Annotated in this window: 22 protein-coding genes; 2 read left to right on the top strand and 20 right to left on the bottom strand. The window is 42.3% G+C overall.

The features are described 5' to 3' along the window. Positions 1–5: 5 nt before the first annotated feature. Together NQ536_RS05620 and glgA are read right to left on the bottom strand one after the other, a co-directional pair. The gene (locus NQ536_RS05620; protein WP_004853148.1) at positions 6–1,763 is read right to left on the bottom strand and encodes an Rqc2 family fibronectin-binding protein; all 1,758 of its coding nucleotides are present in this window, start codon (positions 1,761–1,763) and stop codon (positions 6–8) included. Between the two features lie 62 nt (positions 1,764–1,825). After that, positions 1,826–3,262 carry a glycogen synthase GlgA gene (glgA, locus tag NQ536_RS05615; protein WP_004853149.1) on the bottom strand — a complete coding sequence of 479 codons (1,437 nt, stop codon included), beginning with the start codon at positions 3,260–3,262 and terminating at the stop codon, positions 1,826–1,828. Between the two features lie 164 nt (positions 3,263–3,426). On the opposite strand from glgA, the gene NQ536_RS05610 reads away from it, so the two are divergent. Beyond that, positions 3,427–3,726: a DUF1292 domain-containing protein gene (locus NQ536_RS05610; RefSeq protein WP_004853151.1), complete on the top strand. Its 300-nt coding sequence runs from the start codon at positions 3,427–3,429 to the stop codon at positions 3,724–3,726. A 196-nt stretch (positions 3,727–3,922) separates the two neighbouring features. On the opposite strand, the gene NQ536_RS05605 is transcribed toward NQ536_RS05610, so the two are convergent. The 13 genes from NQ536_RS05605 to rho form a co-directional block, all read right to left on the bottom strand. Continuing rightward, on the bottom strand, positions 3,923–5,926 hold the full coding sequence (locus tag NQ536_RS05605; RefSeq protein ID WP_044998337.1) for an ATP-dependent helicase: 2,004 nt from the start codon (positions 5,924–5,926) through the stop codon (positions 3,923–3,925). Positions 5,927–6,090: 164 nt separating this feature from the next. Beyond that, a complete protein-coding gene (locus NQ536_RS05600) occupies positions 6,091–6,594 on the bottom strand; it encodes an SEC-C metal-binding domain-containing protein (RefSeq protein WP_004853155.1) in 504 nt (167 codons plus the stop codon). Positions 6,595–6,733: 139 nt separating this feature from the next. Continuing rightward, on the bottom strand, positions 6,734–6,955 hold the full coding sequence (locus tag NQ536_RS05595) for a hypothetical protein (protein WP_004853157.1): 222 nt from the start codon (positions 6,953–6,955) through the stop codon (positions 6,734–6,736). 7 nt (positions 6,956–6,962) lie between these two features. Continuing rightward, positions 6,963–8,294, bottom strand: coding sequence for a replication-associated recombination protein A (locus NQ536_RS05590; protein ID WP_004853158.1), 1,332 nt, complete (start codon positions 8,292–8,294; stop codon positions 6,963–6,965). Positions 8,295–8,440: 146 nt separating this feature from the next. Then, positions 8,441–8,836, bottom strand: coding sequence for a response regulator (locus NQ536_RS05585; protein WP_022059437.1), 396 nt, complete (start codon positions 8,834–8,836; stop codon positions 8,441–8,443). Positions 8,837–8,853: 17 nt separating this feature from the next. Beyond that, a complete protein-coding gene (locus NQ536_RS05580; protein ID WP_004853163.1) occupies positions 8,854–9,441 on the bottom strand; it encodes a TetR/AcrR family transcriptional regulator in 588 nt (195 codons plus the stop codon). Between the two features lie 160 nt (positions 9,442–9,601). Then, positions 9,602–10,510, bottom strand: coding sequence for a DUF5688 family protein (locus tag NQ536_RS05575; RefSeq protein ID WP_004853164.1), 909 nt, complete (start codon positions 10,508–10,510; stop codon positions 9,602–9,604). 290 nt (positions 10,511–10,800) lie between these two features. After that, the gene (hisC, locus tag NQ536_RS05570; protein ID WP_022059436.1) at positions 10,801–11,859 is read right to left on the bottom strand and encodes a histidinol-phosphate transaminase; all 1,059 of its coding nucleotides are present in this window, start codon (positions 11,857–11,859) and stop codon (positions 10,801–10,803) included. 16 nt (positions 11,860–11,875) lie between these two features. After that, entirely contained in the window at positions 11,876–12,952 is a 1,077-nt protein-coding gene (gene prfA / locus NQ536_RS05565) for a peptide chain release factor 1 (protein WP_004853169.1), read from the bottom strand. A 69-nt stretch (positions 12,953–13,021) separates the two neighbouring features. Then, positions 13,022–13,876 carry a peptide chain release factor N(5)-glutamine methyltransferase gene (prmC, locus tag NQ536_RS05560; RefSeq protein WP_004853171.1) on the bottom strand — a complete coding sequence of 285 codons (855 nt, stop codon included), beginning with the start codon at positions 13,874–13,876 and terminating at the stop codon, positions 13,022–13,024. 33 nt (positions 13,877–13,909) lie between these two features. Then, positions 13,910–14,857 carry a DUF1385 domain-containing protein gene (locus NQ536_RS05555; RefSeq protein ID WP_004853174.1) on the bottom strand — a complete coding sequence of 316 codons (948 nt, stop codon included), beginning with the start codon at positions 14,855–14,857 and terminating at the stop codon, positions 13,910–13,912. A gap of 70 nt (positions 14,858–14,927) precedes the next feature. Beyond that, on the bottom strand, positions 14,928–15,134 hold the full coding sequence (gene rpmE, locus NQ536_RS05550; RefSeq protein ID WP_004853176.1) for a 50S ribosomal protein L31: 207 nt from the start codon (positions 15,132–15,134) through the stop codon (positions 14,928–14,930). 161 nt (positions 15,135–15,295) lie between these two features. Beyond that, positions 15,296–16,915, bottom strand: a complete 1,620-nt coding sequence (gene rho / locus NQ536_RS05545) for a transcription termination factor Rho (protein ID WP_004853178.1) — start codon at positions 16,913–16,915, stop codon at positions 15,296–15,298. Positions 16,916–17,274: 359 nt separating this feature from the next. On the opposite strand from rho, the gene NQ536_RS05540 reads away from it, so the two are divergent. Continuing rightward, entirely contained in the window at positions 17,275–17,808 is a 534-nt protein-coding gene (locus NQ536_RS05540; protein WP_004853182.1) for a DUF4364 family protein, read from the top strand. Between the two features lie 100 nt (positions 17,809–17,908). On the opposite strand, the gene yihA is transcribed toward NQ536_RS05540, so the two are convergent. From yihA to tig, 5 genes are all read right to left on the bottom strand, one after another. Continuing rightward, positions 17,909–18,529 (bottom strand): ribosome biogenesis GTP-binding protein YihA/YsxC, encoded by a 621-nt coding sequence (gene yihA, locus NQ536_RS05535; RefSeq protein ID WP_004853183.1) that lies wholly within the window; start codon positions 18,527–18,529, stop codon positions 17,909–17,911. 12 nt (positions 18,530–18,541) lie between these two features. Beyond that, positions 18,542–20,845: an endopeptidase La gene (lon, locus tag NQ536_RS05530; RefSeq protein WP_004853186.1), complete on the bottom strand. Its 2,304-nt coding sequence runs from the start codon at positions 20,843–20,845 to the stop codon at positions 18,542–18,544. 129 nt (positions 20,846–20,974) lie between these two features. Next, the gene (gene clpX / locus NQ536_RS05525) at positions 20,975–22,282 is read right to left on the bottom strand and encodes an ATP-dependent Clp protease ATP-binding subunit ClpX (RefSeq protein WP_044998338.1); all 1,308 of its coding nucleotides are present in this window, start codon (positions 22,280–22,282) and stop codon (positions 20,975–20,977) included. Between the two features lie 127 nt (positions 22,283–22,409). Beyond that, positions 22,410–22,991 (bottom strand): ATP-dependent Clp endopeptidase proteolytic subunit ClpP, encoded by a 582-nt coding sequence (gene clpP / locus NQ536_RS05520; RefSeq protein ID WP_004853191.1) that lies wholly within the window; start codon positions 22,989–22,991, stop codon positions 22,410–22,412. 26 nt (positions 22,992–23,017) lie between these two features. Beyond that, positions 23,018–24,304: a trigger factor gene (gene tig, locus NQ536_RS05515; RefSeq protein ID WP_004853192.1), complete on the bottom strand. Its 1,287-nt coding sequence runs from the start codon at positions 24,302–24,304 to the stop codon at positions 23,018–23,020. Positions 24,305–24,335: the final 31 nt, after the last annotated feature.

Genomic DNA, 24,335 nt, shown 5'->3' with positions numbered 1-24,335 from the left:
ATGAATCAGACAAGCTCTTTTATGCCTGCTATCTGCGGCTCAGCTATCATAGAATAATTTGTATGGTATATGACAAATCCCGGCTTAGCCCCAGTCGGCTTTTTTATATTTCTTCTCTCTGTATAATCGATCTCGACCTTTGGCGCCGTTCTGCCCGATGAGTAATATGCCGCAAGTCTGGCTGCTTCCTCATATGTCGAATCCGGCAGTTCTCCCGCACCCTCAAGCCTTACTACCACATGTGAACCCGGCATCTTTTTTGCATGAAACCACATATCCCCGCCGTTTGCAAGTTTAAATGTAAGTTCATCATTCTGTATATTGTTCTTTCCAACATACATATGGAATCCATCTCTCGATATGTAATGCAGAGGTTTTGCCTTTACAGCCTTCCTATCGCCTTTCCTGTCGCCATTTCTGCCATAGTGCCCCTTTATATATCCGCAGGCCACAAGCTCCTCCTTCACCTGTGTCAGAGAGTTCTCATCTATGGCCATATCCAGAAATGTCTGTACAGATATCAGATGATCCAGCTCCTCCTTGGTCTCCACCGTCAGAGCCGCCAGAGCATCATATGTCCTCTTAAGCTTGTTGTACTTGGCGAAGTATCTCTTGGAGTTATCCATAACGGATATTGTCTTGTCCAGTGGGATCTTCACCATCTCATCCGTGTAATAGTTGAGTGCCTCAAAGCTCTCCGTCCCCGGCTCAATACCATAGCCGTATGTGTTAATCAGTTCTCCATAGATACGATACTTTTCTCTGGATTCTGTATCTTTCAGCTGCTTAAGCTGAAGATCATATTTCTTGCTGGTCCTCTCTATGGCATTTGAAACTATCTTTCTTAGATCTGCAGACTTTTGTCTGATTCTCGTCACAGCACTCTTCCTATAGAAATACTCATCCAGCACCTGTGATATGTTTTCGCGGTATTCAATCATCTTGTCCACATACATCGTCATCTCTATCGAAGAAAACTCAACAGGTGTATATCCGTCAATCACTATCTGTGGCACATAATTTCCTGACTTTATATCTGAGACAACCCCAGCAAACGAACTGTACAGAGAATCCATATCACCCTCACTGAGACTTGCCGTTGACGCATTGCCGTCCAGGCCTGCCCTGTAACATATCTCGGCTGCTGCCACAGGAGAAAATCCTGTTATGTTCTGATATATCGCCTTTATTATATTTACTGGGCTCTCTTTTACCCGTTCTCTGAAATTCTCCTCTGTGATCTCAAGAGGAGACACCTTTCCGCCAGCCGGAGGATATTCATAAGTTCTTCCCGGAAGCACCTCTCTAACGGAACTTATCATATGTGAGATGTGCTTTATACTGTCTATTATAATATCGTCATCAGTTGCAAATATTATATTGCTGTGCTTACCCATTATCTCAGTGATAAGCTTCTTACGCTTGAGATCTCCCATCTCATCCAGATGCTCTATCACGATAACAACTATACGCTCGAACCCCGGCTGATAAATATCCACTATCCTGCCATTGTTGATATGTTTTCTGAGCAACATGCAGAAATTTGGTGCAGTCATAGGGTTTTCCTTTGCCGACTGCTGAAAATATATAAGCGGAAGACTGGCATCCGCCGATATCAGAAGTCTGTAATTCTCCCTATTGTTTTTGATAACAATATTAAGCTCATCCTTTTCCGGCTGGTATATCTTGTATATCCTGCCATCCACAAGCTTCTCTTTCATATCTCTAACCACATTGGATATTACTATTCCGTCAAAAGCCATACATGTCTCTCCTGTCCTGAAAAAAGGCAGAAAATGCAAATCATTCTCTGCCCCGTATATTCTTATAATGAATTATATAAATCCTTGTATATATTCGCTGAGTTGTACCATGAATAATCCTGCCTCATGCCACGCTCCTGTATATAATACCAAGCCTCTTTGTTGTTATAATAAACTTCCTTTGCATAATTGATAGCATTGAGAAGTTCATAAGGATCATAGTTTGCAAATGAAAATCCTGTTCCTGTTCCCTCAAACTGATTGTACGCCTCAACTGTGTCTGCAAGACCGCCTGTCTCACGCACAACTGGAACTGTTCCGTATCTGAGTGCCATAAGCTGTGTAAGTCCGCAAGGCTCAAATCTCGAAGGCACCAGCATAACATCACATCCAGCATACATCTTATGTGACCTCTCATCTGAATAATAGATATTAGCCGATACCTTTGCAGGGTGTATACCCTGATAGTATCTGAACATATTCTCATATCTGACATCACCGGTTCCAAGGACTATGAACTGTACGCCGTCACAGCATATATCATTCATGATCCTGTCAACGAGATCAAGTCCCTTCTGGTCGGTAAGTCTTGATATTATACCAATGACAAACTGATTCTCATCCTGTGGGAGTCCACATTCCTTCTGAAGCTCTATCTTGTTGATCTTCTTGAGTTCCCTAAAGTTGTCAACACTGTAGTTCTTGTATATCTGTGGATCCGTGGCAGGATTCCAAACCTCGTAATCTATACCGTTAACAATTCCCCACAGCGACTGCCATCTTGCACTTAAGAGTCCGTCAAGTCCCTCTCCATAATATGGAGTCTGTATCTCCTTTGCATAGGTGTTGCTGACCGTAGTTATCTTATCAGCATACACAAGCCCTCCTTTTAACATAGCTGCATCTTTCTGAACCTCAAGCTTATCCGGTGTAAATACATAATCAGGAAGTCCTGAATATTCCTGAATAGTCTTGATATCCCACTTGCCCTGGAACTGCAGGTTATGTATTGTCATAACCGACTTCATGCTTGTATAGAACAGATCACCGGCAAATAGCGTCTTGAGATATACTGGAACTAGACCTGCCTGCCAGTCATGACAGTGGATGATATCCGGCTGGAACCCTATCGAAGGCAGTATCGACAGTGCTGCCTTTGAGAAATAACAGAACTTTTCAATATCCCACTTTACATCACCGTAAGGCGTTGGTCCATTGAAATAATACTCATTGTCAATAAAGTAAACCTTCACGCCCTCATACTCAAGGTACATAACTCCTACATAATCATTCTTATATCCGATATCCATATAAAAATGGGTTATATACTGCATCTTCTCTCTGTACTTATTCGGTATACAGAGATAATTCGGCATAATAACTCTCACGTCATATTCATTCCTGTCAAATATCTTTGGAAGTGTTCCAACAACATCCGCAAGTCCACCTGTCTTTATAAATGGCACACACTCTGACGCTACATATGCAACTTTCTTCATCTAACAAAACCCTCCATAACATCTAAGCTCTGAACCCACGCTCGGCAGTCTCCTTCCGCCCACGCAAATATGTTGATATTATACCACATGGGCTCCTATAATTCAATAAAGTTGACAAGTGTGTCCGTTAATTTTATGATATAAAAAAACAAAGGAGATTTGACATGGCAAACACAAAAAACGACTTTCCAAGCGACATGGACGACATCGAGATGATCGATATAACCTACGAAGACGGCACCTCATGCAGCTGTGAGGTAATAGCTCATTTTGATGTGGAAGATATATCTTATGTGGCTCTCCTGCCGGAGGGCGATGAGGATTCCGATATTCTGGTTTACAGATACTCCGAAAACGGAGATGACGTGGAACTCTGCGAGATCACAGATGAGGATGAATTCAACAAGGTTGCCGATGTCCTCGACGAGATACTCGACGATCTTGAATTCAATTCGGAAGACTGAGTCTGACCTAATGAAGCAATATTAACCGTGATAGCATCTCCAACAGGCACCGGGATCTGATCAGGATATATCCAGCATCTAATCTTTTTGTCTGTCGAAGATGCCATCAACCTCTAATTTTCATATACTTTATCTGTCATATTTTTCTATCATATTTGTCTGTCATATTTTATCCGTCTGACCTTTGCACATATTCTTATCTCTGTACGTTTTCTATCAGCTCATTGCTTATTGTATATTCGAGGCTGAGTGTCTTAGTCTCTCCGTTTTTCTCAAAATATACGCACAGTTTTTTTTCATCCACATACGTTATAACTCCCTGTCCGTATCTCTTGTGAACTATCTTATTTCCAACCCTGATGAGATCTCTGTCCACAAGCATTTCCTGGACAAATCTTGACACATTCATATTCTTTCCAAATATCTTCTGGGGAACATATATGTAAAGCCCGTATTTTGCCCTAGTGACTGCCACATAAAACAGCCTACGTTCTTCCTCTATGTTGTCATTATCCACAGACTTTCTGTGAGGCGTCATCCCCTCAGCTGCGTCCATTATAAATACATACGCATACTCTAGTCCCTTTGCCGAATGCATGGTGGTGAGCGTCACGGAATCCGGTATCATGGAACCGGTCCTGTTCTTCTCTGCAAGCTCCGCGGTATATCTGTCTATATACTCAAGCCACCCATCCATACTAAGAAAATCTCTGGCACTTTCCTGTATCTCGTCTAGCACATCCATATAATCATCGGCGCTCACACCTCTGTACTCTGCATATTCACGCACATAAGCCTCAAGCCCCACAGCTTTTCTGATATAATTCACCGCAGCATACGGTGCAAGCCTGCTAATCCTCTCGAGATCGTTTTCAAGGACATTTATATTGTTAACTATGCGGTATTTGTCCTTATAATATTGTCTAAGCATCTCAAAGTCCACCTGCGATGAATCCAAAGCATCACGGCTTATATACCTGTTAGGCTTATTGATAACCCTCAGCAGTACCCGTCTCTCTCTGCAGCCCCTTGCAAGCTTTATATAGTCAAATATATTTTCTGCAAGGAAATGTGTAAATATATTTGGGATACTGTCCTTCATAGAAAACGGTATTCCATTTTCCATGAGTTTTGACGAGAGCGCCCTTGGCTCAGTGTTCGTCCTGAATATGACCGCAATATCTGAGTATGGTATTCCCGCAGAATTCAGTTCTCTGATCTTATCCACGATCTTGCGGTTCTGCTCTGTTCCATCCTTTACCTTCACAATATGTACCCTGTCGCTCTCTCCCGGCGCAAATGCCGACTGAAGATTCTTATCGTAACGATCTGTATTGTTCTTTATTATTCTCTTTGAACACTCCACTACATCATAGCTGCACCTGTAATTCATATTCAGATACTCTATCTTCGTTCCAGGGAAATCCTTTGGAAACCGCTTCATTATCGCAGGAGCCGCCCCTCTGAAGCCGTATATAGACTGGTCATCATCGCCCACAGCAAATATATTATTTCGTTCTTTTGCCAGCAGTTTTACCGTATCATACTGTATTGTGTTGATGTCCTGAAACTCATCTATGAGGATATATTGGAATCTGTTTCTCCACATATCCAGTATATCCTGCCTCTGGGAAAGAAGTTCATACGTAAATACGAGCATGTCATCAAAATCAATCTTTCCCCTGTAGCGAAGAAAATTCTCATAATCATCATATACCACCCGGAAATCATCTGTTTTCATAGTCGTGCTCTCATACGATTTCAGATCACACATTTCGCTTTTCACACATCCAATCTCCCCCAGAACATTTCTGGCAAAGTCCTCCTGACTGTCATATCTGAATCCGTGTCTTTCTATGCTATCCCTGACTGCTCCGTATTTTTCAGCATCCGTGATGATATCCGTTCCAGTATAATTATAGGCATTTCTAAGTATCCAGAAGAATACAGAATGGAATGTTCCAAACGTCACGCTGCCGACCTCCGGACAGAGATTCCTAAACCTGATTTTCATCTCATTCGCTGCCGCCTTTGTGAAGGTGATGACAAGTATATGTTCAGGTCTTATGCCATGATGCTGTATCATATACTTTATTCTATGGATAAGCACTGTGGTCTTTCCTGAGCCCGGTCCTGCTAGAAGCAGCATGGGACCACCCCCATGTTCTATAGCAATTTTCTGAGATTCATTAAATTCCACTAGTATCACCTCCCGCTATTTCTACATAATTTACATTTTTGATCATCGACATTAGTATAACTTCACATAATAAGGCGGTTAAAGATCACACTTTAACCGCCTTATCAGTTGCCTTATTTTTCGAACCACTTTCTGAATTTGCTTTTCGAATTTGCTTTTCGAATTTACTTTCCGCAGCACTTTTTGTACTTGAGACCGCTACCGCATGGACATGGATCATTTCTTCCAACCTTTGGAGCCTTTATGATCGTCTTTGATGATTTCTGGATCTTATAAAGCTCATCTCTCTTCTCCTTAGGGAATATTCCATCCCACTGTGGCAGAGTATAGAGCCATTCAGCGTTGCACTCAACCATATTCATGTAAAGCTTCTCATAGTCAATGGCAAGCTTGACCTCTGAATCCTCTGTTACATCATCAAGGTTGTTTGACTCCATAAGGCTGTCATCTATTCCATCAAGGAAGCCTATCATATGCTGGATGCTAAGACCATACTTCTCAGCAAGCTCTTTAACTGTTCCATGCTCTGGATCAGCAAGCGGATTTGAAAGGAGCTTCTCATAAACACCCTTCTCAGCCTGAAAATAATTCAGCCAGAACTCCTTGCCCTCCGGTGTTCTGTCATCTAATCCATATGCGTAATCACGCCATTCTTTTAATAAACTCATCTCATCTACCTCTTAAGTATTTTTTGAACTTTTATGAGTATATCAAATTATATGTTTTTTTTCAACATCTTTGTAATCGTCTTACACCTGCTCGTCTTACATCTGCTGATATTACGCACAAACATCCCGCAATAATACATCAATTCTCATCATCTCTGTTCGCTGCAGATCTTATCTCCTCACCCTTGCGCTTTAGGACTCTGGCTATCAGCCATACACCCCAGCACAGAACAGGTATGACCACATCAAGAAATATCATTCCCATGAAATTTCCACGTCCTGTAACTCCCATGACAAATGTGGCAACATACATTCCTACCAGCAAAACTACAAGTGCAATAGCTCCAATTCTCTTCAACATATTTCTGTCAACTTTCCTCTGTGTTTTTCTTATTCTTTATTCGGTCAAAATACTGCCTTATATTCCGTTCATATCCATTGTCCGAAGGTTCATAAAATACACGTCCTGCAATCTTATCCGGCAGATACTGCTGATCAACATAGTGATTTGGATAATCATGCGCATATTTATATCCTGTATGTCCAAGCTTCGCCGCACCACCATAATGTGCATCTCTCAGATACACTGGCACCTGTCCTGTATCCTCATTTTTAACCGCATCCATAGCTGCAAATATCGCATTTACCGCAGAATTGCTCTTTGGAGCACACGCCACATATGTTGCAGCCTGGGCAAGAATTATCTGAGCCTCCGGCATGCCTATACGTTCAACAGCCTGGGCACATGCGGTCGCCACCACTATTGCATTCGGATCTGCATTGCTCACATCCTCACTGGCACAAATCATAATTCTCCTGGCTATAAACTTGATATCCTCACCGCCGTAGAGCATTTTTGCCAGATAGAATACCGCTGCATCTGGATCTGATCCACGCATACTCTTTATAAACGCAGATATTATATCATAATGATTATCCCCATCCTTATCATACCTTATCGCTCTCTTCTGTATGCACTCCTCGGCAACAGGCAAGGTTATATGTATACGTCCATCATCACTTCTCTCAGTTGATAAAACTCCAAGCTCTATGGCATTGAGTGCATTTCTCGCATCTCCCGATGCCATATCAGAAAGGAAGTCCTCCGCGTCCTCATCTATATCCGCATCAAAGGCTCCCATGCCGTTTTCAGAGTAGACCGCCTTATGGATAAGCTTCTTGATATCCTCCTTTGAGAGCGGATGCAACTGGAATATATGGGATCTGGATATAAGAGCCCCATTCACCTCAAAATATGGATTCTCCGTCGTTGCACCTATGAGTATCACAGTTCCGTCCTCAACAAACGGAAGAAGATAATCCTGCTGGGACTTGTTAAATCTGTGTATCTCATCTATGAACAATATGGTTCTCTTGCCATACATAGCCTTGATATCCCTGGCCTCATTCACCACCTGCTCCATATCCTTCTTACCTGCAGTTGTGGCGTTCAACTGTCTGAACTCAGCCTTTGTAGTATTTGCTATAACCATAGCCAGTGTCGTCTTTCCGGTCCCAGGAGGTCCATAAAATATGAGTGAACTGATCTTATCCGCCTTTATCGCTCTGTACAATAGCTTATCCTTGCCTATTATATGCTCCTGTCCTACAACATCATCCAGGCTGACCGGTCTCATCCTCTTTGCCAGCGGAGAGTCATCCTCGGATGCATTCTCTCTCATATACTCAAACAAATCCATATCTTATCACCTGCTATTACCATTCTCTTTACTATCGTTTTCGGCTATTATTTTATTACCCTTACTGTTCTCTTTGATGTCGTCTATAGACACATCGAAGCCCGATATCTTTCAATAGCGGGCTTCAGAATCTGATACAATTTATTCTACTTTATGATATCCAGCTTTTTCAACATATCGTTGAACTTCATGATATCTATCGGTTTGCAGATATAATCATCATAATCATCACTTGCAAGATTGCTGTCAAAGCTTGCCTCGTCAAGAGCACTCGTCATGATAACCTTTGATCTGAGCATTCTTGACACCCCATGCTTTCTCTCCGCACTTCTTATAGATGCCAATACCTTATACCCATCTATCTTTGGCATCATAATATCCAGACATACAAGTCCAAACATCTCACCTTTCTCAAGCGCACTGACGAACTCATCAACAGCAGCTATTCCGTCAGGTGTTATCACCACATCTCCAAACTTGCTTAAATATTTAGATAAGAATTTTGCATTTGCAACATCATCCTCAGCTACTAAAATCTTCATGGTCATTCCTCCCTAATCTACAACCTAAGTATCTTTTCGAGATGTCCAATCATCTCTTTCATCTCCACACGGAAACTCTTTCTAGAATACTGATTTCTGCGTTCTAACAATCCCTCTGTAAAGAGTCCGTTAAAAACAAGTGTCAATTCCTTCGGTGTAAATACCGGTCTAATTTCCTTGTTCTCAATTGCTCCCTGGAATAACGAACACACAAAATCGTTTCGTTTCAGCATGCACTCCGAGATGATCTCCCGTGTCTCAGACATATGCAGTAGTTCTTCATAATGCAGCATTATAGCCCCCATACCTATATAATTATCATAATATGTCGCATATGTATCCGCATAATATCTGATCTTATCAATATATGAACCATCAAGATGATCAACGGTTCTCTGGATATTGATATCAAATGCAGCATATTCATTCACAACTGCTATAAGCACCTCATCTATCCCGCCAAAATACTTATATATCAATGTGTCCGAAATATTCTGCTTTCGAGCAAGATTCTTTGGTGTAAGAGCGTGCAATCCCAAATCTCCGATAAGTTCAATAGCTGAAGCGACAATTTTATCCCTGTTAGAAATATAACTATCCTCCACTACCTATTTCCTCCCATTACACATATATTAAACCTTATAACACTGTTTTTATTCTATGTCATGGGGTATATTTTGTCAACCAACATGTTGCAAAGTAACAGTCAAAATATTTAGTTATCAAGGTTCGTTTTGTGCACTTTAAACAAATATTCTTTGTAAGCTACACTATCTCTGTCAATTCTCCACTATCTCTTCTATACACATATATGCTGTCAGATAAAAACTCCATTGGAGTTATTGCACTCCTGTTCGCCTCGTGCACAAGATTCTTAAGATAGTCCTCGCCAAAGGAGCAGTGCGCTCTTATAAACAGAAGTTCATGCACACTGCATGGAAGAATGTATATATCGTCGTCCACCATGTCTGCGCATCTCGCCAAAGTTCCATCGTACAGTATAACCGAAGCTCCGTTTATATCGTATTCATTTGTCATGACATACAGTTCATCTATATCCGGAGCCTGTCCGATATTCTCACTTACAGAATAATCGTACCTATCCTCCAGCACCGAAAAAAGATCCTTTATGACAGGTGGAAACAGCCTTTCCGTATTGGCAAGCGCCAGTCTGTACATTGTATCCAGATCCAGTCTCCACCTGTCCATATCGCTGTTAGTCACACCGGAACTTGAGATACCTGTATCGGACACCTCTATGACTCTCCTGAATGTGACAGCCATATTCTGGTACTCGACATATGGCACGGTCTCAAGTAACTTTCTGTTCTTTTCACGGTTCACTATTCTAAGAATGATATTGTTTTTCACATCACTCTCATCCATCACCTTTTCAAATGTCAACCTGTCATCCGTCCCGTTTCTCATATATATGTCAATTATGGAGGAACATATATCCGCCATCGATCTTCCTTTTTCAAATTCCCTGTAGTAGGGCTCAATGTATATGGTGGGGCATATATTCTGGGATGTTTTTCTTATATTCAAAGCTGTGAGCGTCACCCCATTATTTTTTAATATTTTGTCAGTCTTTATCTGTATCCCGCTATCATTTGGTACGAGACGTGCTTTCATACAGTCCACGAGCAATTCCGTAAATTCTTCAAATTTCATTTAGTTCTCCTTTATCATCTTGTTTTGTGATTTGTAATTTTGTATTGAGATCTAACGAAACGTTTCGATATTTTTTGCTGCTGAAATATTTCATGGATGCATTCTATAAAAACAGACTGTGAAAATCAATAGATTTTGTGCGCGAATACGCGTCATTCTGCGCTTTATTATGGAATCCCACAGATCGTATATAAACAGTCTGTATACTTGTAAAGAAAAGCAAACTAAAAACCGTGCTTTTACGTCATCCCGAAATACTTCCAGGATTAATTAAAAGCACGGTTTTTAACTTATTGTATACTCTGGACATATCCAGTCAGGAACTCAACAAATTTGTCCATCTCCTCATCTGTTCCAATGGAAATACGGAGATAATTGTCTATGCGCGGTTTGTCAAAGTATCTCACATAGATATGAGCTTTTTTCGCAGCCTCAAATATCTCTTTTGCCGGTATGTTCTCATGTGTGGCAAACACAAAATTTGCTGATGACTCAAGACATGTAAAGCCAAGAGGTCTGATACTCTCAACAAATCTTGTCCTTGTAGCCACAACCTTTGCCACCATCGCTTTAAAGTACGCATCATCCTTCACCGACTCGGTCCCCATGATTATGGATGGTCTGTTCATTGTATATGAATTGTATGAATACTTCACATCGTTCAAAGCCTTTATGAGAATCGGATTGCTTATTGCATATCCGATACGCAAACCTGCCATAGATCTTGATTTTGAGAATGTTCTGACAACCACGAGGTTATCATATTTATCTATGAGTTCAAGTGCTGACTTTCCACCAAAATCTATATAAGCCTCATCTACGATCACTATTGAATCGCCGTTGTGACTTATAATATCCTCCACATTTGCAAGATTCTCATATATTCCTGTAGGCGCATTTGGGTTTGGAAATACTACACCGCCATTTTCCCTGTAATAATCCTCTTTTACAAGTCTGAAATTCTCATCAAGAGCCGGTCTTTCATAGGGAATACGGAAAAGTTCTGCCCACACATCATAGAATGAATATGTGATATCTGGAAACAATATCGGCTTATCAGAATTGAAAAATGTCAGAAATGACATTGCAAGTACATCGTCTGATCCCACACCGACAAACACCTGGGAGGAATCAACGCCGTGATACTCCGCAATAACGTCCACAAGCTGCGATGCTGTAGGATCTGGATATAGTCTGAGCAGATCCGGATTCTGAATTACCTCTGCCACCCTTGGCGACGGTCCATATGGATTTTCATTTGTGTTCAGCTTTATCACATTTGTGTCCTTTGGTTGCTCGCCAGGTACATAAGGTTCAACTTTTCTAATATTGTCACTCCATGCTGCCATCATTATTCCCCCTCTTCTACTCCTCTTCGTTAACCTGGGCAAGCTTTGCTGTCTGGTCGGCTGCTATAAGGCTGTCTATGAGTTCGTTAAGATCACCGTTCATTATCTGGTCAAGCTTATAAAGTGTGAGCTTGATTCTATGATCTGTCACTCTTCCCTCGGGGAAGTTGTAGGTTCTGATCTTCTCAGATCTATCTCCTGTTCCTATCTGGCTCTTACGATCTGCAGCCTCAGCATCATGCTGCTTCTGAAGCTCCATATCATACAGCTTTGATCTGAGGAGTGCAAATGCCTTTGCCTTGTTCTGAAGCTGCGACTTCTCTGTCTGACTGTAAATAACTATACCTGTAGGTATATGTGTAAGTCTGACGGCGGAATCGGTTGTATTGACACACTGGCCACCATTTCCTGATGCCCTCATGACATCAATTCGGATATCATTGTCGTTTATCTCTACATCTACTTCCTCCGCCTCAGGCATAACCGCTACTGTGACTGTAGATGTATGAATCCTTCCACCTGACTCAGTCTTCGGTATTCTCTGCACTCTGTGTACACCGCTCTCGTACTTCATCTTTGAATAGGCTCCATCACCAGTTATCATGAACACTGCCTCTTTAAATCCGCCTATACCATTCTCATTGACACTCATAAGCTCAACCTTCCACTTGAACTGGTCAACGTACTTTTGATACATCCTATAAATCTCATAGGCAAAAAGAGCAGCCTCGTCTCCGCCGGCACCGGCACGTATCTCAACTATTACGTTCTTTGAATCGTTAGGATCCTTTGGAAGCAGAAGGATCTTGAGCTCCTGCTCTATCGTCTCAAGTCTCGACTTGGCATCGTTCATCTCCTCCTTTGCCATCTCACGGAGTTCCTCATCGTTCTCCTCCTCAAGTATCTCAAGACTGTCCTCTATTGTAGTCTTTGCATCCTTATACTCTTTGTATTTATCTACGATCGGAACAAGATCGCTCTGTTCTTTCATCAGCTTTCTGAATTTGTTCTGGTCTGTGACCACATCAGGGTCTGTCAGCTGATTGTTGATCGTGTCAAGCTTATCTACTAATTCTTCTAATCTGTCAAACATAATATGCCTCTCCTTAATACAGTTAATCTTCTCAATGCAGTTTCCATATACTTTATAATTACTTTATAATTATTTTCTGTGATATCTTCCGTACACAACTCTGTCATTTCTGCACAGATCCTGCACCACATGAACGTCATCATAGCCTGTATCTACAAAGAGGTGCTGTACATCTTCTGCCTGATCATTGCCAATCTCAAATACAACATAACCTTCATCCTTTATATATTTTATAGCCTGACTGACTATTATTCTATAAAAATACAACCCGTCTGCTTTTCCGTCAAGTGCCAGTCTCGGCTCATTGTCCCTGACTTCGGGCATCAGAGCTTCTATAACATCACTTTTTATATATGGCGGGTTTGATAGTATAAGATCAAACTGCCCGTCCACATCACCAAACAGATCCGTATTTATGACGTCAAACCGCTCCGGCTCATCGCACAGCTTTGTGACATTTTTCCGGGTGACTCTGATGGCATCTCCCGATATGTCGGCCAGTGTCACCTTGCTGTCTGGTCTTAGCAGACCGTATGATATACCTATGCAGCCTGTCCCGCAACACATGTCCAGAACATCAAGCGTTTTCTGCGATGATTTCGTGAGATTCAGTGCAGTCTCCACAAGTATCTCCGTATCCTGTCTGGGAATCAGCACGTTCTCCGAGGTACAAAAATCATATCCCATGAAATTCTGCACTCCCGTTATGTACTGCAGCGGTTCTCTGGTGCACCGTCTCCTTATTAGTTCAAGATAACCTGTTTCCAATTCAGTGGATATATCCCTGTCTCTTTCAAAGAACATATCCGTCCTGTTCATACCTGATGCATGCTCCCAGAGCAGAGCCGCATCTATTTCTGCATCGGGTACACCGCTTTCCTCAAGCATCCCCTGTCCATATTTTACAAGTTCAAAAAGCCTCATAAACGCTCCCTGTTATTTGTCACTTTTTATCTGTCAATTCTCTATCTTACCGTCATGCATTGCCTGCTGGTATTCTCTCCAGTCTATGACCGCCTCGACCGATGCGATGGCGACCTCTATCATATCAAGATCCGGCTCCCTTGTGGTGAGTCTCTGAACCCACTTTCCCGGCGCTGAGAGTGCATTTGCTATCCACGAATCGCTTCTTCCGGCAAACATGATGAATTCGTATGAAATACCTGCTATAACAGGAACCAGCAAAAGCCTTATAAGCATCCTCATCCATGCCGATGGCGCATCTATGAACATAAACACTATTATGCTGACTATCATGACGATAAATAAAAAGCTTGTTCCACATCTCTTGTGATATCTTGAATATTTCTTGACATTCTCTGGTGTGAGAGGCACTCCCGCTTCGAAACAGTTTATCGTCTTATGCTCCGCACCGTGATACATAAACACTCTCTGTATATCCTTCATAATGGATATAAGAGCAACATACCCAATGAATATCGCAAGTCTTATCACTCCCTCTATAGCGGACATGAGCACTCTGCTCTCCACCACGCGTCCTATCAGTTCCCCGATAAATGCTGGCAGCATCATGAACAGCGCTATGGCAAATACCAGCGAGAACGCCACCGTTCCATACATAGCCAGATCATCTGATTTCTTCTGCTGCTTCTGGGTGCGCTGTTTCTCCACAGACCTGGTGCTTTCAGAATCCTCTTCCTCGTCATAAAATGACGCTGAATACATGAGCGTCTTGACTCCAATCACAAGAGACTCTATAAAATTGACAACGCCTCTTATTATCGGGATCCTAAAAAACACGCTTTTGGATCCGATGGATACATAATCTGTTACCTTTACCTCTATTTCCTGATCCGGTTTTCTGACCGCCACAGCATACCTATCGCCATTTTTCATCATGACACCTTCCATGACAGCCTGACCGCCTATTTTAACTCTTTTCACGTAATTCTCCTATAAAGTAAAAAACAGCCTGAGATTATTTTAAAAATAACCTCAAGCTGTCATAGTTTTATTAGTTGGCCTGAACGCCATACTTCTTGTTAAACATATCGATTCTACCACGAGCTTTGATTGCCTTCTGCTGACCTGTGTAGAATGAATGACACTTTGAGCAAATTTCTACGTGAATCTCTTCCTTAGTTGAACCTGTAACGAACTCGTTACCACAGTTACATACAACCTTTGCCTGATAGTAATCTGGATGTATTCCTTTACGCATTTTTTTCACCTCTTTACATATATTTTTTATATATGAGAACAGGCATAAAGCCAGGGTTCTTCATAACACAACTTCTGTATTCTATCATAGTACATTACACAATGCAAGATATTTTTTTGATTTTAAATAGCAATTTTGATAACTTTTTATTTTATCTGCTTTTATTTTCTCAGCAGTGACTGTTTTATATAATGAATAAATTCCTTATTATCCTTTGTTCTAATGAAAAGTTTTCTCACATCCTCCAAAACATCCTCTGATCGGCTTCCCATAAGTTCCTTATGTATAGCCGCAACAACCTCCTGTTCCTCCCTTGAGAGCAACAGATCATCTCTTCTTGTTCCAGACTTTGCTATATCTATGGCCGGGAATATCCTCTTTTCTGAGAGCTTTCTGTCGAGAACAAGTTCCATGTTACCAGTTCCCTTGAACTCCTCGAATACGACATCGTCCATCTTGCTTCCAGTATCCACAAGTGCTGTTGCAAGAATCGTCAGGCTTCCACCCTCCCTCATGTTTCTCGCAGCACCGAAGAATCTCTTTGGCATGTAGAGGGCTGCAGGATCGAGGCCACCTGAGAGTGTTCTTCCACTAGGAGATACCGTCAGGTTGTACGCTCTGGCAAGTCTTGTGATACTGTCAAGCAGGATCACTACATCCTTCTTGGACTCAACAAGTCTCTTTGCTCTCTCTATGACCATCTCTGACACTCTCTTGTGATGTTCCGGAAGTTCATCAAATGTTGAATATATGACCTCAACATTCGGTCCCTCTATGGACTCTCTTATATCTGTAACCTCCTCCGGTCTCTCATCTATGAGCAGCACTAAAAGATGCATATCTTCATAGCTTGTGCTGATCTTCTTGGCAATCTGCTTTAAAAGCGTTGTTTTTCCAGTCTTTGGAGGTGAGACTATCATACCTCTCTGTCCCTTGCCTATAGGTGCAAGCAGATTGATCATTCTTATAGGAATAGGTGCTCCGGCTCCGTCCAAGTCTATTCTCTCATTTGGGAATACAGGTGTCAGATCCTCGAAATTCTTTCTGTTTGCGATCACAAGAGGGCTCTCATCGTTCACGCTTGCAACATAGAGCAGCGCACTGAACTTTTCTCCCTGTGTCTTGTTTCGTATATTTCCTGTGATTATATCTCCTGTCTTCAGGCCAAATCTTCTGATCTGTGCTGGAGAAACGTATATATCCTGGTCACCCGGCAGGTAATTCGCACTTCTTATAAATCCGTATCCCTCAGCCATGACCTCAAGTATTCCGTGAGCCATCCTTCCACTGTCAAGTTCCGGATTATATTCTCCCTGGGCGTATGACGGAACATTCTTCTGATCCGCTTGCTCCTGACCCTCCTGGACAGCCGGCTCCTCAGCTTTGGTCTCTGTCTGCCTCTGACGAGGCTCAAATTGAACATTCTGTCTGCTTTGGCGTACCCCGTTCTTTCCCTGGAAGCCCACTATTCTTCTACCCTTTCTCTGTTGCTGTCCGGCTCCTGTCACATTATCAGCCGCGGTCTCCCTCTTCTCCTCCACAGAGCTTTCAGTTGCGTATGTGCTGCTTTCTGCTACAACATCAGCATCATTTCTGACTGGTTCCGCTTTAGGTGCAGTCCTTGTATCGACACTGTTTACCGACACCGCTGTCACATGCTTTTTCACATACTCTGTCAGATACTGGGCAAGCTCAGCCTTTTTCATGGCTGAGCAACCCTTTATCCCGTTATCCTTGACAAAAGTTTTCATCTCTGCCAGAGAAGCTTTACTAAAATCCATATACAATTTTCTCCTTTCATTTAAATCAATATGAATCAACACAAATTTAAAAATCGATATTTTCCGATACAATACCTGTATGAACGTTCTTTTGTACTTACGACTGACTGTTCGAAGCAGTTCACGATCTGAATATATATCTGATAATCTTGTAAATATATTTTGGGAATTATACACACTTAAGGAAATAAGTGTCTCTCAACGATACATTATTATTAAATATACTCATTGCCACCCCAAATGTCAACATCAGTGTTAAACAATCCTTTGCAAATATATTGATTTTATATTTTTGTAATGTTATCATGTGACTGTTGCTCTTAAATAAGCAAATATTTATTTGACAAAGGATAAATCATATGGGAACGGAATCTATTGTTTTATACAAGCTTATAGTACTTTACATGTTGGACAGAGTTAACTTTACTCTCACCAACTCCCAGATCTCAGATTTTGTTCTCGAGAAGGGATACACTAATTATTTCACTCTTCAGGAGTCCATCAACGGACTTGTAGACAGTGAGTTCGTATATGTATCCACCATAAGGAGCTCCTCACACTACAAGATCACCGACAAGGGTGAGGAGGCGCTGAGCATGTTCGAGAACAAGATTCCATACGCAATAAAACAGGATATCCTCGAATTCTTCGAGCAGCAGCAGATCAACCTGAAAAAGGAAACCGAAATCCAGTCCGACTACTATTTGAATGAAGCAAATGAATACACAGTCTCCTGCGTGATAAACGACAGAAATGAGCCTTTGCTGGATATCAAATTCAGTGTTCCAACCAAGGCTGTTGCCGTTGCGATATGTGACAACTGGAGGCAGAAAAGCACCGAGGTATATGATCTCCTGGTTCAACAGCTATGGACATCAAAGCCATCGTGTTAAATAGACAAATATTAACAAAACAGGCAATTACAGATTCCCGTGATCGCCTGTTTTGTTTTTTCGCATATACCTATATCTCTTCCTGATATATAATTTAGTCTTATTTTTCCTGAAGCTCACTATCATCATCCTCAGATTCAGATAACGACAGCTCTATAAGATTCCATATATCATCCTTTCCCTGCTTGGTGAGGGCCGAAAAAGGTATCATCCTTGTCCCCGGAACCAGACCGAGTTTCTCTTTTATCTGCTTCAGGTTCTTCTGCACCTGGCTTCTCTTTATCTTATCTAGCTTTGTACATATTATCACCGGCTCATATCCGTTATTCACTATCCAGTCATACATGAGGCAGTCATTCTCAGACGGAACATGCCTTATATCTATCAGCAAAAATACCTTTTTGAGCTGGGCTGATGTATGCAAATAGTTCTCTATCATCTTTCCCCACTTCGCTCTGATCTCCACAGACACTTTTGCATATCCGTATCCCGGCAGATCAACGAAATAAAGTTCTTTATTGATATTATAGAAATTGATCGTCTGTGTCTTACCCGGCTGTGCGGATGTCCTCGCCAATGACTTTCTGTTCAAAAGACCATTGATAAGCGATGACTTTCCCACATTTGACTTTCCCGCAAATGCAATTTCCGGAAGTTCATTGTCCGGAAGCTTACTTGTTATTCCACACACCGTCTCAAGTTCAGCACTTTTAACAATCATTCGTCTTACCTCCTATCTGACCAGTGCGTAGTCAAGCACCTGTCGCATTTTGTCTACAAGATGTATCTCAAGTCCCGACACAATATCAAAATCAAGCTGAAGATAATCTGACTCATTTGCCGCTGGAATAAGGACTCGCTTCACCCCCTGAAGCTTTGCAGCAAGAAGCTTCTCCTTCAGGCCTCCAATAGGAAGAACCTCTCCTCTAAGCGTAATCTCTCCTGTCATGGCAGTCTTTCCATCCACTGGTGCACTAAATATCGCCGAGTAGAGTGCCGTAGCCATCGTGATTCCGGCCGAAGGGCCATCCTTTGGAACCGCTCCCTCTGGGATATGTATATGAAAATCGTGCTTAGTGAAGTAATCATCGCCAAGCGCAGCTGATTCTTTGAGCGATCTTATATAACTCATACCCGCATAGGCTGACTCCTTCATGACGTCCCCCATCTTACCTGTGAGCTGGACCGCACCTGAACCAGGAAGTACATTCACCTCTATCTCCAGTGTCACTCCGCCAACGGCTGTCCAGGCAAGACCTGTGACTACTCCAACTCTGTCTTTGAGGTTGTTCTTTTCATCCTTATATTTATACGGGCCAATGTAATCCTGAATATTTTTCTTCGTTATCTTTGCCGTTTCAATTTCTCCAGCAAGTATCTTACGGCACGCCTTTCTGCAGACCTTATCAATATTTCTCTCCAGATTTCTGACTCCCGCTTCCCTGGTATAGTGGCGGATTATGTCTCTTATTGCTCCAGCATCCATCTTAAACTGGATTTTTGTCAAACCATTCCTCTCCCTCGTCTTGTCAACCAGGTACAGCTTTGCAATATTGTATTTCTCATTCTCGGTATATCCAGATATCTCTATTATCTCCATTCTGTCCAGAAGTGGTCCTGGTATGGTCGAGATATCATTCGCCGTGGCTATGAAGAGCACATTGCTCAGATCAACTGGTACTCCCATGTAATGATCATTAAATTCGTTGTTCTGTTCACTGTCAAGCACCTCAAGAAGAGCTGATGACACATCACCCTTATAGTCGCTGCCGACTTTGTCTATTTCATCAAGCAGCATCAGTGGATTGTTAACCTTTGCCTTTATCATAGACTGTACTATCCTACCTGGCATTGCACCGACATATGTTTTTCTGTGTCCTCGTATCTCAGCCTCATCGCGCACTCCGCCAAGTGACAGCCTGATATATTTTCTCTCAGTTGCCCTGGCTATGGATCTGGCTATTGATGTCTTTCCTGTACCAGGAGGTCCTACTAGACATATAATAGGAAGGTTGCCCTTCTTATTCAGAATATGCACGGCAAGATAGTCTATTATCCTGTCCTTAACTTCCTCCAGACCGTAATGATCCTTGTCGAGAATATCTATAGCTGACTTTATATCTGAATTCTCCTCCGTTGCAATATTCCACGGATAGCTCAGCATCACGTCTATATAGTTAGCCGTCACACTGCTCTCCATTGAACTGAGTGGGATACTCTTATAATTCTTTATCTCCTTGGATATCTTCTCATATACCTCTGGGCTGCATCCAGAGGCATCAAGTCTCTTCTGGAACTCATCCACCTTCTCATCCGTTCCATCCTCACCGAGTTCTCTCCGTATCACTGCCATCTGTTCTCTGAGGATGAAATTTCTCTGATTCTTAGCTGATTCCTGATTTGTCTTTTCCAGTATCTCCCTCTTGATCTTCGCAACCTCAAGTTCCTCATCCAGAATCTGGATAAATCTGAATGCGCGCTCCTTCACATCGACGAGTTCGATAAGCTCCTGTCTGCTATCATTCGGTATGGTAATATAATCTGCCATACTGTCTGTAAGAGAACCTATGGAATCATTTGCCGCCACCTTTGAAAACATGACATTATTCCTTGTCATTCCATTGTCAACCGCTTCCTTAAGCTTGTCTCTGAGCAGCGATAATATTGCCCTCTTTTCGTCAGCTGTAACTTCATCCTTTTCGTCTATCTCATGAACACTGCACATATAACATGTATCTTTGTTATACTCTATAAGCTGAGCACGTTTTACCGACTGTAAAAGCACCCTCATAGTCTTATTAGTGTTTCTCACATACTGTTTTATCCTTGCAATAACACCAACTGGATAAAATGTAACCTTTCCTGCAATCTTCTCCGACGTGGGAGTTGCTAGAAAAATATAACTGTCATCCTTAACAGTACGTTTCACAGCCTCACACGCATCTCTTTTTACAGCATCAAGATAAAAAGACACCCCAGGCATAGCCACGCCATCTTTAAGGCTGATCATAGCTATATTCTTTATTTCTTTGTTCATAACCTTATCTCCGTTTTACCATATGCCGACCACTTTTGCCGCAAAGCCATCATGCAGTTATACAACTACAAAATAAGACGTTACTATACGCTTTCCCCGTGTAATAACGCCCTATCTGTAAAAGTCTGTCTAAGCACTTTCTCCATTATCTGTATTTGTCTTTTTCTTTCTCTGAGACTTCTTGGATGATCCATCATCATCCGTATCTGTACCTTCTCTGTAGGAAAGAATTGGCTCTCCATTGCCGGTTATAACATCCTTTGTTATGACACACTTGTTTATAGCCGGATTGGACGGGATCTCATACATAAGATTGAGGGTTGCATTCTCCATTATTGCACGGAGACCTCTGGCACCCGTCTTACGCTCCATCGCCTCTTTCGCGATCTCTCTCAGCGCATCGTCCTCTATCTCAAGCTCAACTCCGTCAAGCTCAAACAGCTTCTTATACTGCTTACATATCGCACTTCTAGGCTCAGTGAGTATCCTCACAAGCGCATCTTCATCCAGAAGATCAAGTGTAACTGCAACCGGAACTCTTCCCACAAATTCAGGAATCAATCCATATTTCACAAAATCATGTGGCATTACCTGCTTCAGAAGCTGTCCTATATCCTGCTCTGACTGTTCAACCACTTCTGCATTGAAGCCGATGGACTTCTGTCCTACACGGTTTTCGATTATCTTCTCAAGTCCCTCAAATGCTCCTCCGCATATGAACAGAATATTTGTCGTATCTATCTGTATAAGTTCCTGATGTGGATGCTTTCTTCCACCCTGTGGTGGAACTGAAGCAACCGTTCCCTCTATTATCTTTAACAAAGCCTGCTGAACGCCCTCTCCAGATACATCTCTAGTTATGGACACATTCTCGCTCTTCTTTGTGATCTTGTCTATTTCATCAATATAAATTATTCCATGCTCAGCTCGCTCTATATCGTAGTCTGCCGCCTGTATGAGTTTTAACAGGATGTTCTCCACATCCTCTCCAACATATCCAGCCTCAGTGAGCGTTGTCGCGTCAGCTATCGCAAATGGGACATTCAAAAGTTTGGCAAGGGTTTGGGCAAGATATGTCTTACCTGAACCTGTTGGTCCAACCATAAGAATATTACTCTTCTGCAACTCAACATCAAAATCTTTCTGTGCAAGGATTCTCTTATAATGGTTGTACACGGCAACCGCCAGTACTTTTTTTGCCTCTTCCTGACCTATCACATACTCATCAAGGAAACTTTTTATCTCCTTCGGCTTCAGAAGGTTGACATCTTCAAGTTCGGTATCCCCAAGTTCTTCCTCGATTATCTCAGTACATATCTCAATGCATTCATCACAAATGTAAGCTCCCGGACCTGCAATGAGTTTTCTCACCTGATCCTGGGTCTTGTTGCAAAAAGAACACCTGAGCATCTTTCTCTCGTCACTACGATTTGCCATTACAATACCTCTGTTTTCACTATTTATTATATACCAGGCATGGGGCTGGACCGCCACCGCAGCCACATGTCTGGTATATATCTGCAGGTTTTTCTGACTTAATTCCGTCCTGTTCTCCTGCCCACAATTATCTGTTGGTTATAACGCTGTCTATAAGACCATATGCGCAGGCCTCATCAGCTGTCATCCAGTTATCACGATCTGTGTCAGCCGCAATAACATCAAGTGGTTTTCCTGTATTCTCTGCCAGCATTTTGTTGAGCTTTTCCTTTGTCTTCAAAATATGTCTGGCTGCAATCTCTATCTCTGTCGCCTGACCCTGAGTTCCTCCAAGAGGCTGATGGATCATTATCTCTGAGTTTGGAAGGGCGTATCTCTTTCCCTTTGCGCCACCTGCCAGGAGAAATGCTCCCATGCTGGCAGCCATTCCACAGCATATAGTTGAAACATCACACTTTATATATCTCATTGTGTCGTATATTCCCATTCCTGCTGTAACCGATCCACCAGGACTGTTTATATAAAGCGATATATCTTTTGACGGATCCTCTGACTCGAGGAACAGCAACTGAGCTATAACCAGACTTGCTGTTGCATCATTCACCTCGTCTCCAAGGAATATGATTCTGTCTTTAAGTAATCTTGAATAAATGTCAAATGTGCGCTCTCCGCGACTGGTCTGCTCTACGACGTATGGTACTAATGCCATGTTATCTACCTCCAATACTGGTCAGATTAAATCTCTTTAGCTGCATCCACGATAAGCTGCGCTGCCTTCTTCACCGCAACATCCTTCTTCATGCTTGCGATCTCTGCATCACCCATGAATCCCTTGATATCCTCAAGCTTCATCTGGTACTGCTCAGCCATCTTTGTAAGCTCCTCATCAACTTCCTCGTCTGTAGCCTCGATGTTCTCTGCCTTTACTACTGCCTCAAGAACTGCTCTCTGCTGGATTCTCTTAAGTGCCTGTGGCTTGAATCGCTCCATAAGCTCATCCTCAGTAACATTTACTATCTGCATGTACTGCTCAAGCTTGATTCCCTGGTACTGAAGATTCTGAGCGAACTCGTCTCTCATTCTGTGCTGCATATCCTCAACCTGAGCATCTGCAATATCCATAGTAGCGTTCTCGATTACCTTATCGATTGCCTTAACTTCCTTCTCGTTTGCTGCATCCTTTGTCTTCTTTGCAACAAGCTTGTTCTTTACTTCTTCCTTGTACTGATCAAGTGTATCACATCCGCCTACCTCGCTTGCGAACTCATCGTTGAGCTCTGGAAGCTGTGACTCTGTGATAGAGTTGATCTTGCACTTAAATACAGCTGGCTTACCAGCAAGCTCGTCTGCCTGATAATCCTCTGGGAATGTAACGTTGACCTCTACATCCTCGCCGATGTTTTTGCCAACAAGCTGATCCTCAAATGTATCGATGAATGAATGTGAACCAAGAACGAGCTTATAGTTCTCACCCTTTCCGCCTTCAAAAGGAACGCCGTCTACAAATCCTTCGAAGTCAAGCGTAACCTCATCCTCAAGTTTTGCAGGTCTTCCCTCTACAAGAACCTTTCTTGCATTCTGGAGCTGCTCCTTCTTGATATCCTCAAGGACTTCCTCATCTGTAACTTCTACATTGATCTTCTCAACTTCAACACCCTTGTACTCACCAAGAGTTACCTCTGGCTTAACAGCAACCTCAGCTGTGAAGATAAGATCCTTACCCTTCTCGATCTGGGTAACATCGATGACTGGCTGTGAAGCGATCTCAAGCTCTGAAGCGACAGCCTCCTTAGGATAGTACTCGTTGATCATGTCGTTTGCGGCATCCTCATAAAATACTGCAGGACCATACATCTTCTCGATGAAAGCCATCGGTACTTTGCCCTTACGGAATCCAGGAACGTTGAATCTTCCCTTTGTCTTGTTGTAAGCTTTTACCATTGCCTTATCAAACTCTTCTGCTGGAACTGTGATAGTAAGTTTTGCCATGCTGTGCTCAAGCTTTTCTACTGTGAAACTCATCTTTTTATTTCCTCCTTAAAATGTGCAAATG

The sequence above is a fragment of the Coprococcus eutactus genome, assembly GCF_025149915.1.
GTDB classification, from domain to species: domain Bacteria; phylum Bacillota; class Clostridia; order Lachnospirales; family Lachnospiraceae; genus Coprococcus; species Coprococcus eutactus.
The sequence above is the reverse complement of the archived record's forward strand: the minus strand, read 5'-3'. Positions and strand labels throughout refer to the sequence as shown.

What these genes read in the sequence shown, in the direction of transcription:
- clpX (WP_044998338.1), bottom strand. Translation starts at nt 22,282, where the DNA reads ATGGCAAATCGTAGTGACGAGAGAAAGATGCTCAGGTGTTCTTTTTGC.
- lon (WP_004853186.1), bottom strand. Translation starts at nt 20,845, where the DNA reads ATGAACAAAGAAATAAAGAATATAGCTATGATCAGCCTTAAAGATGGC.
- NQ536_RS05600 (WP_004853155.1), bottom strand. Translation starts at nt 6,594, where the DNA reads ATGAGTTTATTAAAAGAATGGCGTGATTACGCATATGGATTAGATGAC.
- NQ536_RS05575 (WP_004853164.1), bottom strand. Translation starts at nt 10,510, where the DNA reads ATGAAATTTGAAGAATTTACGGAATTGCTCGTGGACTGTATGAAAGCA.
- tig (WP_004853192.1), bottom strand. Translation starts at nt 24,304, where the DNA reads ATGAGTTTCACAGTAGAAAAGCTTGAGCACAGCATGGCAAAACTTACT.
- hisC (WP_022059436.1), bottom strand. Translation starts at nt 11,859, where the DNA reads ATGGCAGCATGGAGTGACAATATTAGAAAAGTTGAACCTTATGTACCT.
- rho (WP_004853178.1), bottom strand. Translation starts at nt 16,915, where the DNA reads ATGGATTTTAGTAAAGCTTCTCTGGCAGAGATGAAAACTTTTGTCAAG.
- NQ536_RS05610 (WP_004853151.1), top strand. Translation starts at nt 3,427, where the DNA reads ATGGCAAACACAAAAAACGACTTTCCAAGCGACATGGACGACATCGAG.
- prmC (WP_004853171.1), bottom strand. Translation starts at nt 13,876, where the DNA reads ATGAGGCTTTTTGAACTTGTAAAATATGGACAGGGGATGCTTGAGGAA.
- NQ536_RS05590 (WP_004853158.1), bottom strand. Translation starts at nt 8,294, where the DNA reads ATGGATTTGTTTGAGTATATGAGAGAGAATGCATCCGAGGATGACTCT.
- clpP (WP_004853191.1), bottom strand. Translation starts at nt 22,991, where the DNA reads ATGGCATTAGTACCATACGTCGTAGAGCAGACCAGTCGCGGAGAGCGC.
- yihA (WP_004853183.1), bottom strand. Translation starts at nt 18,529, where the DNA reads ATGATTGTTAAAAGTGCTGAACTTGAGACGGTGTGTGGAATAACAAGT.
- prfA (WP_004853169.1), bottom strand. Translation starts at nt 12,952, where the DNA reads ATGTTTGACAGATTAGAAGAATTAGTAGATAAGCTTGACACGATCAAC.
- rpmE (WP_004853176.1), bottom strand. Translation starts at nt 15,134, where the DNA reads ATGCGTAAAGGAATACATCCAGATTACTATCAGGCAAAGGTTGTATGT.
- NQ536_RS05595 (WP_004853157.1), bottom strand. Translation starts at nt 6,955, where the DNA reads ATGTTGAAGAGAATTGGAGCTATTGCACTTGTAGTTTTGCTGGTAGGA.
- NQ536_RS05540 (WP_004853182.1), top strand. Translation starts at nt 17,275, where the DNA reads ATGGGAACGGAATCTATTGTTTTATACAAGCTTATAGTACTTTACATG.
- NQ536_RS05620 (WP_004853148.1), bottom strand. Translation starts at nt 1,763, where the DNA reads ATGGCTTTTGACGGAATAGTAATATCCAATGTGGTTAGAGATATGAAA.
- NQ536_RS05585 (WP_022059437.1), bottom strand. Translation starts at nt 8,836, where the DNA reads ATGAAGATTTTAGTAGCTGAGGATGATGTTGCAAATGCAAAATTCTTA.
- glgA (WP_004853149.1), bottom strand. Translation starts at nt 3,262, where the DNA reads ATGAAGAAAGTTGCATATGTAGCGTCAGAGTGTGTGCCATTTATAAAG.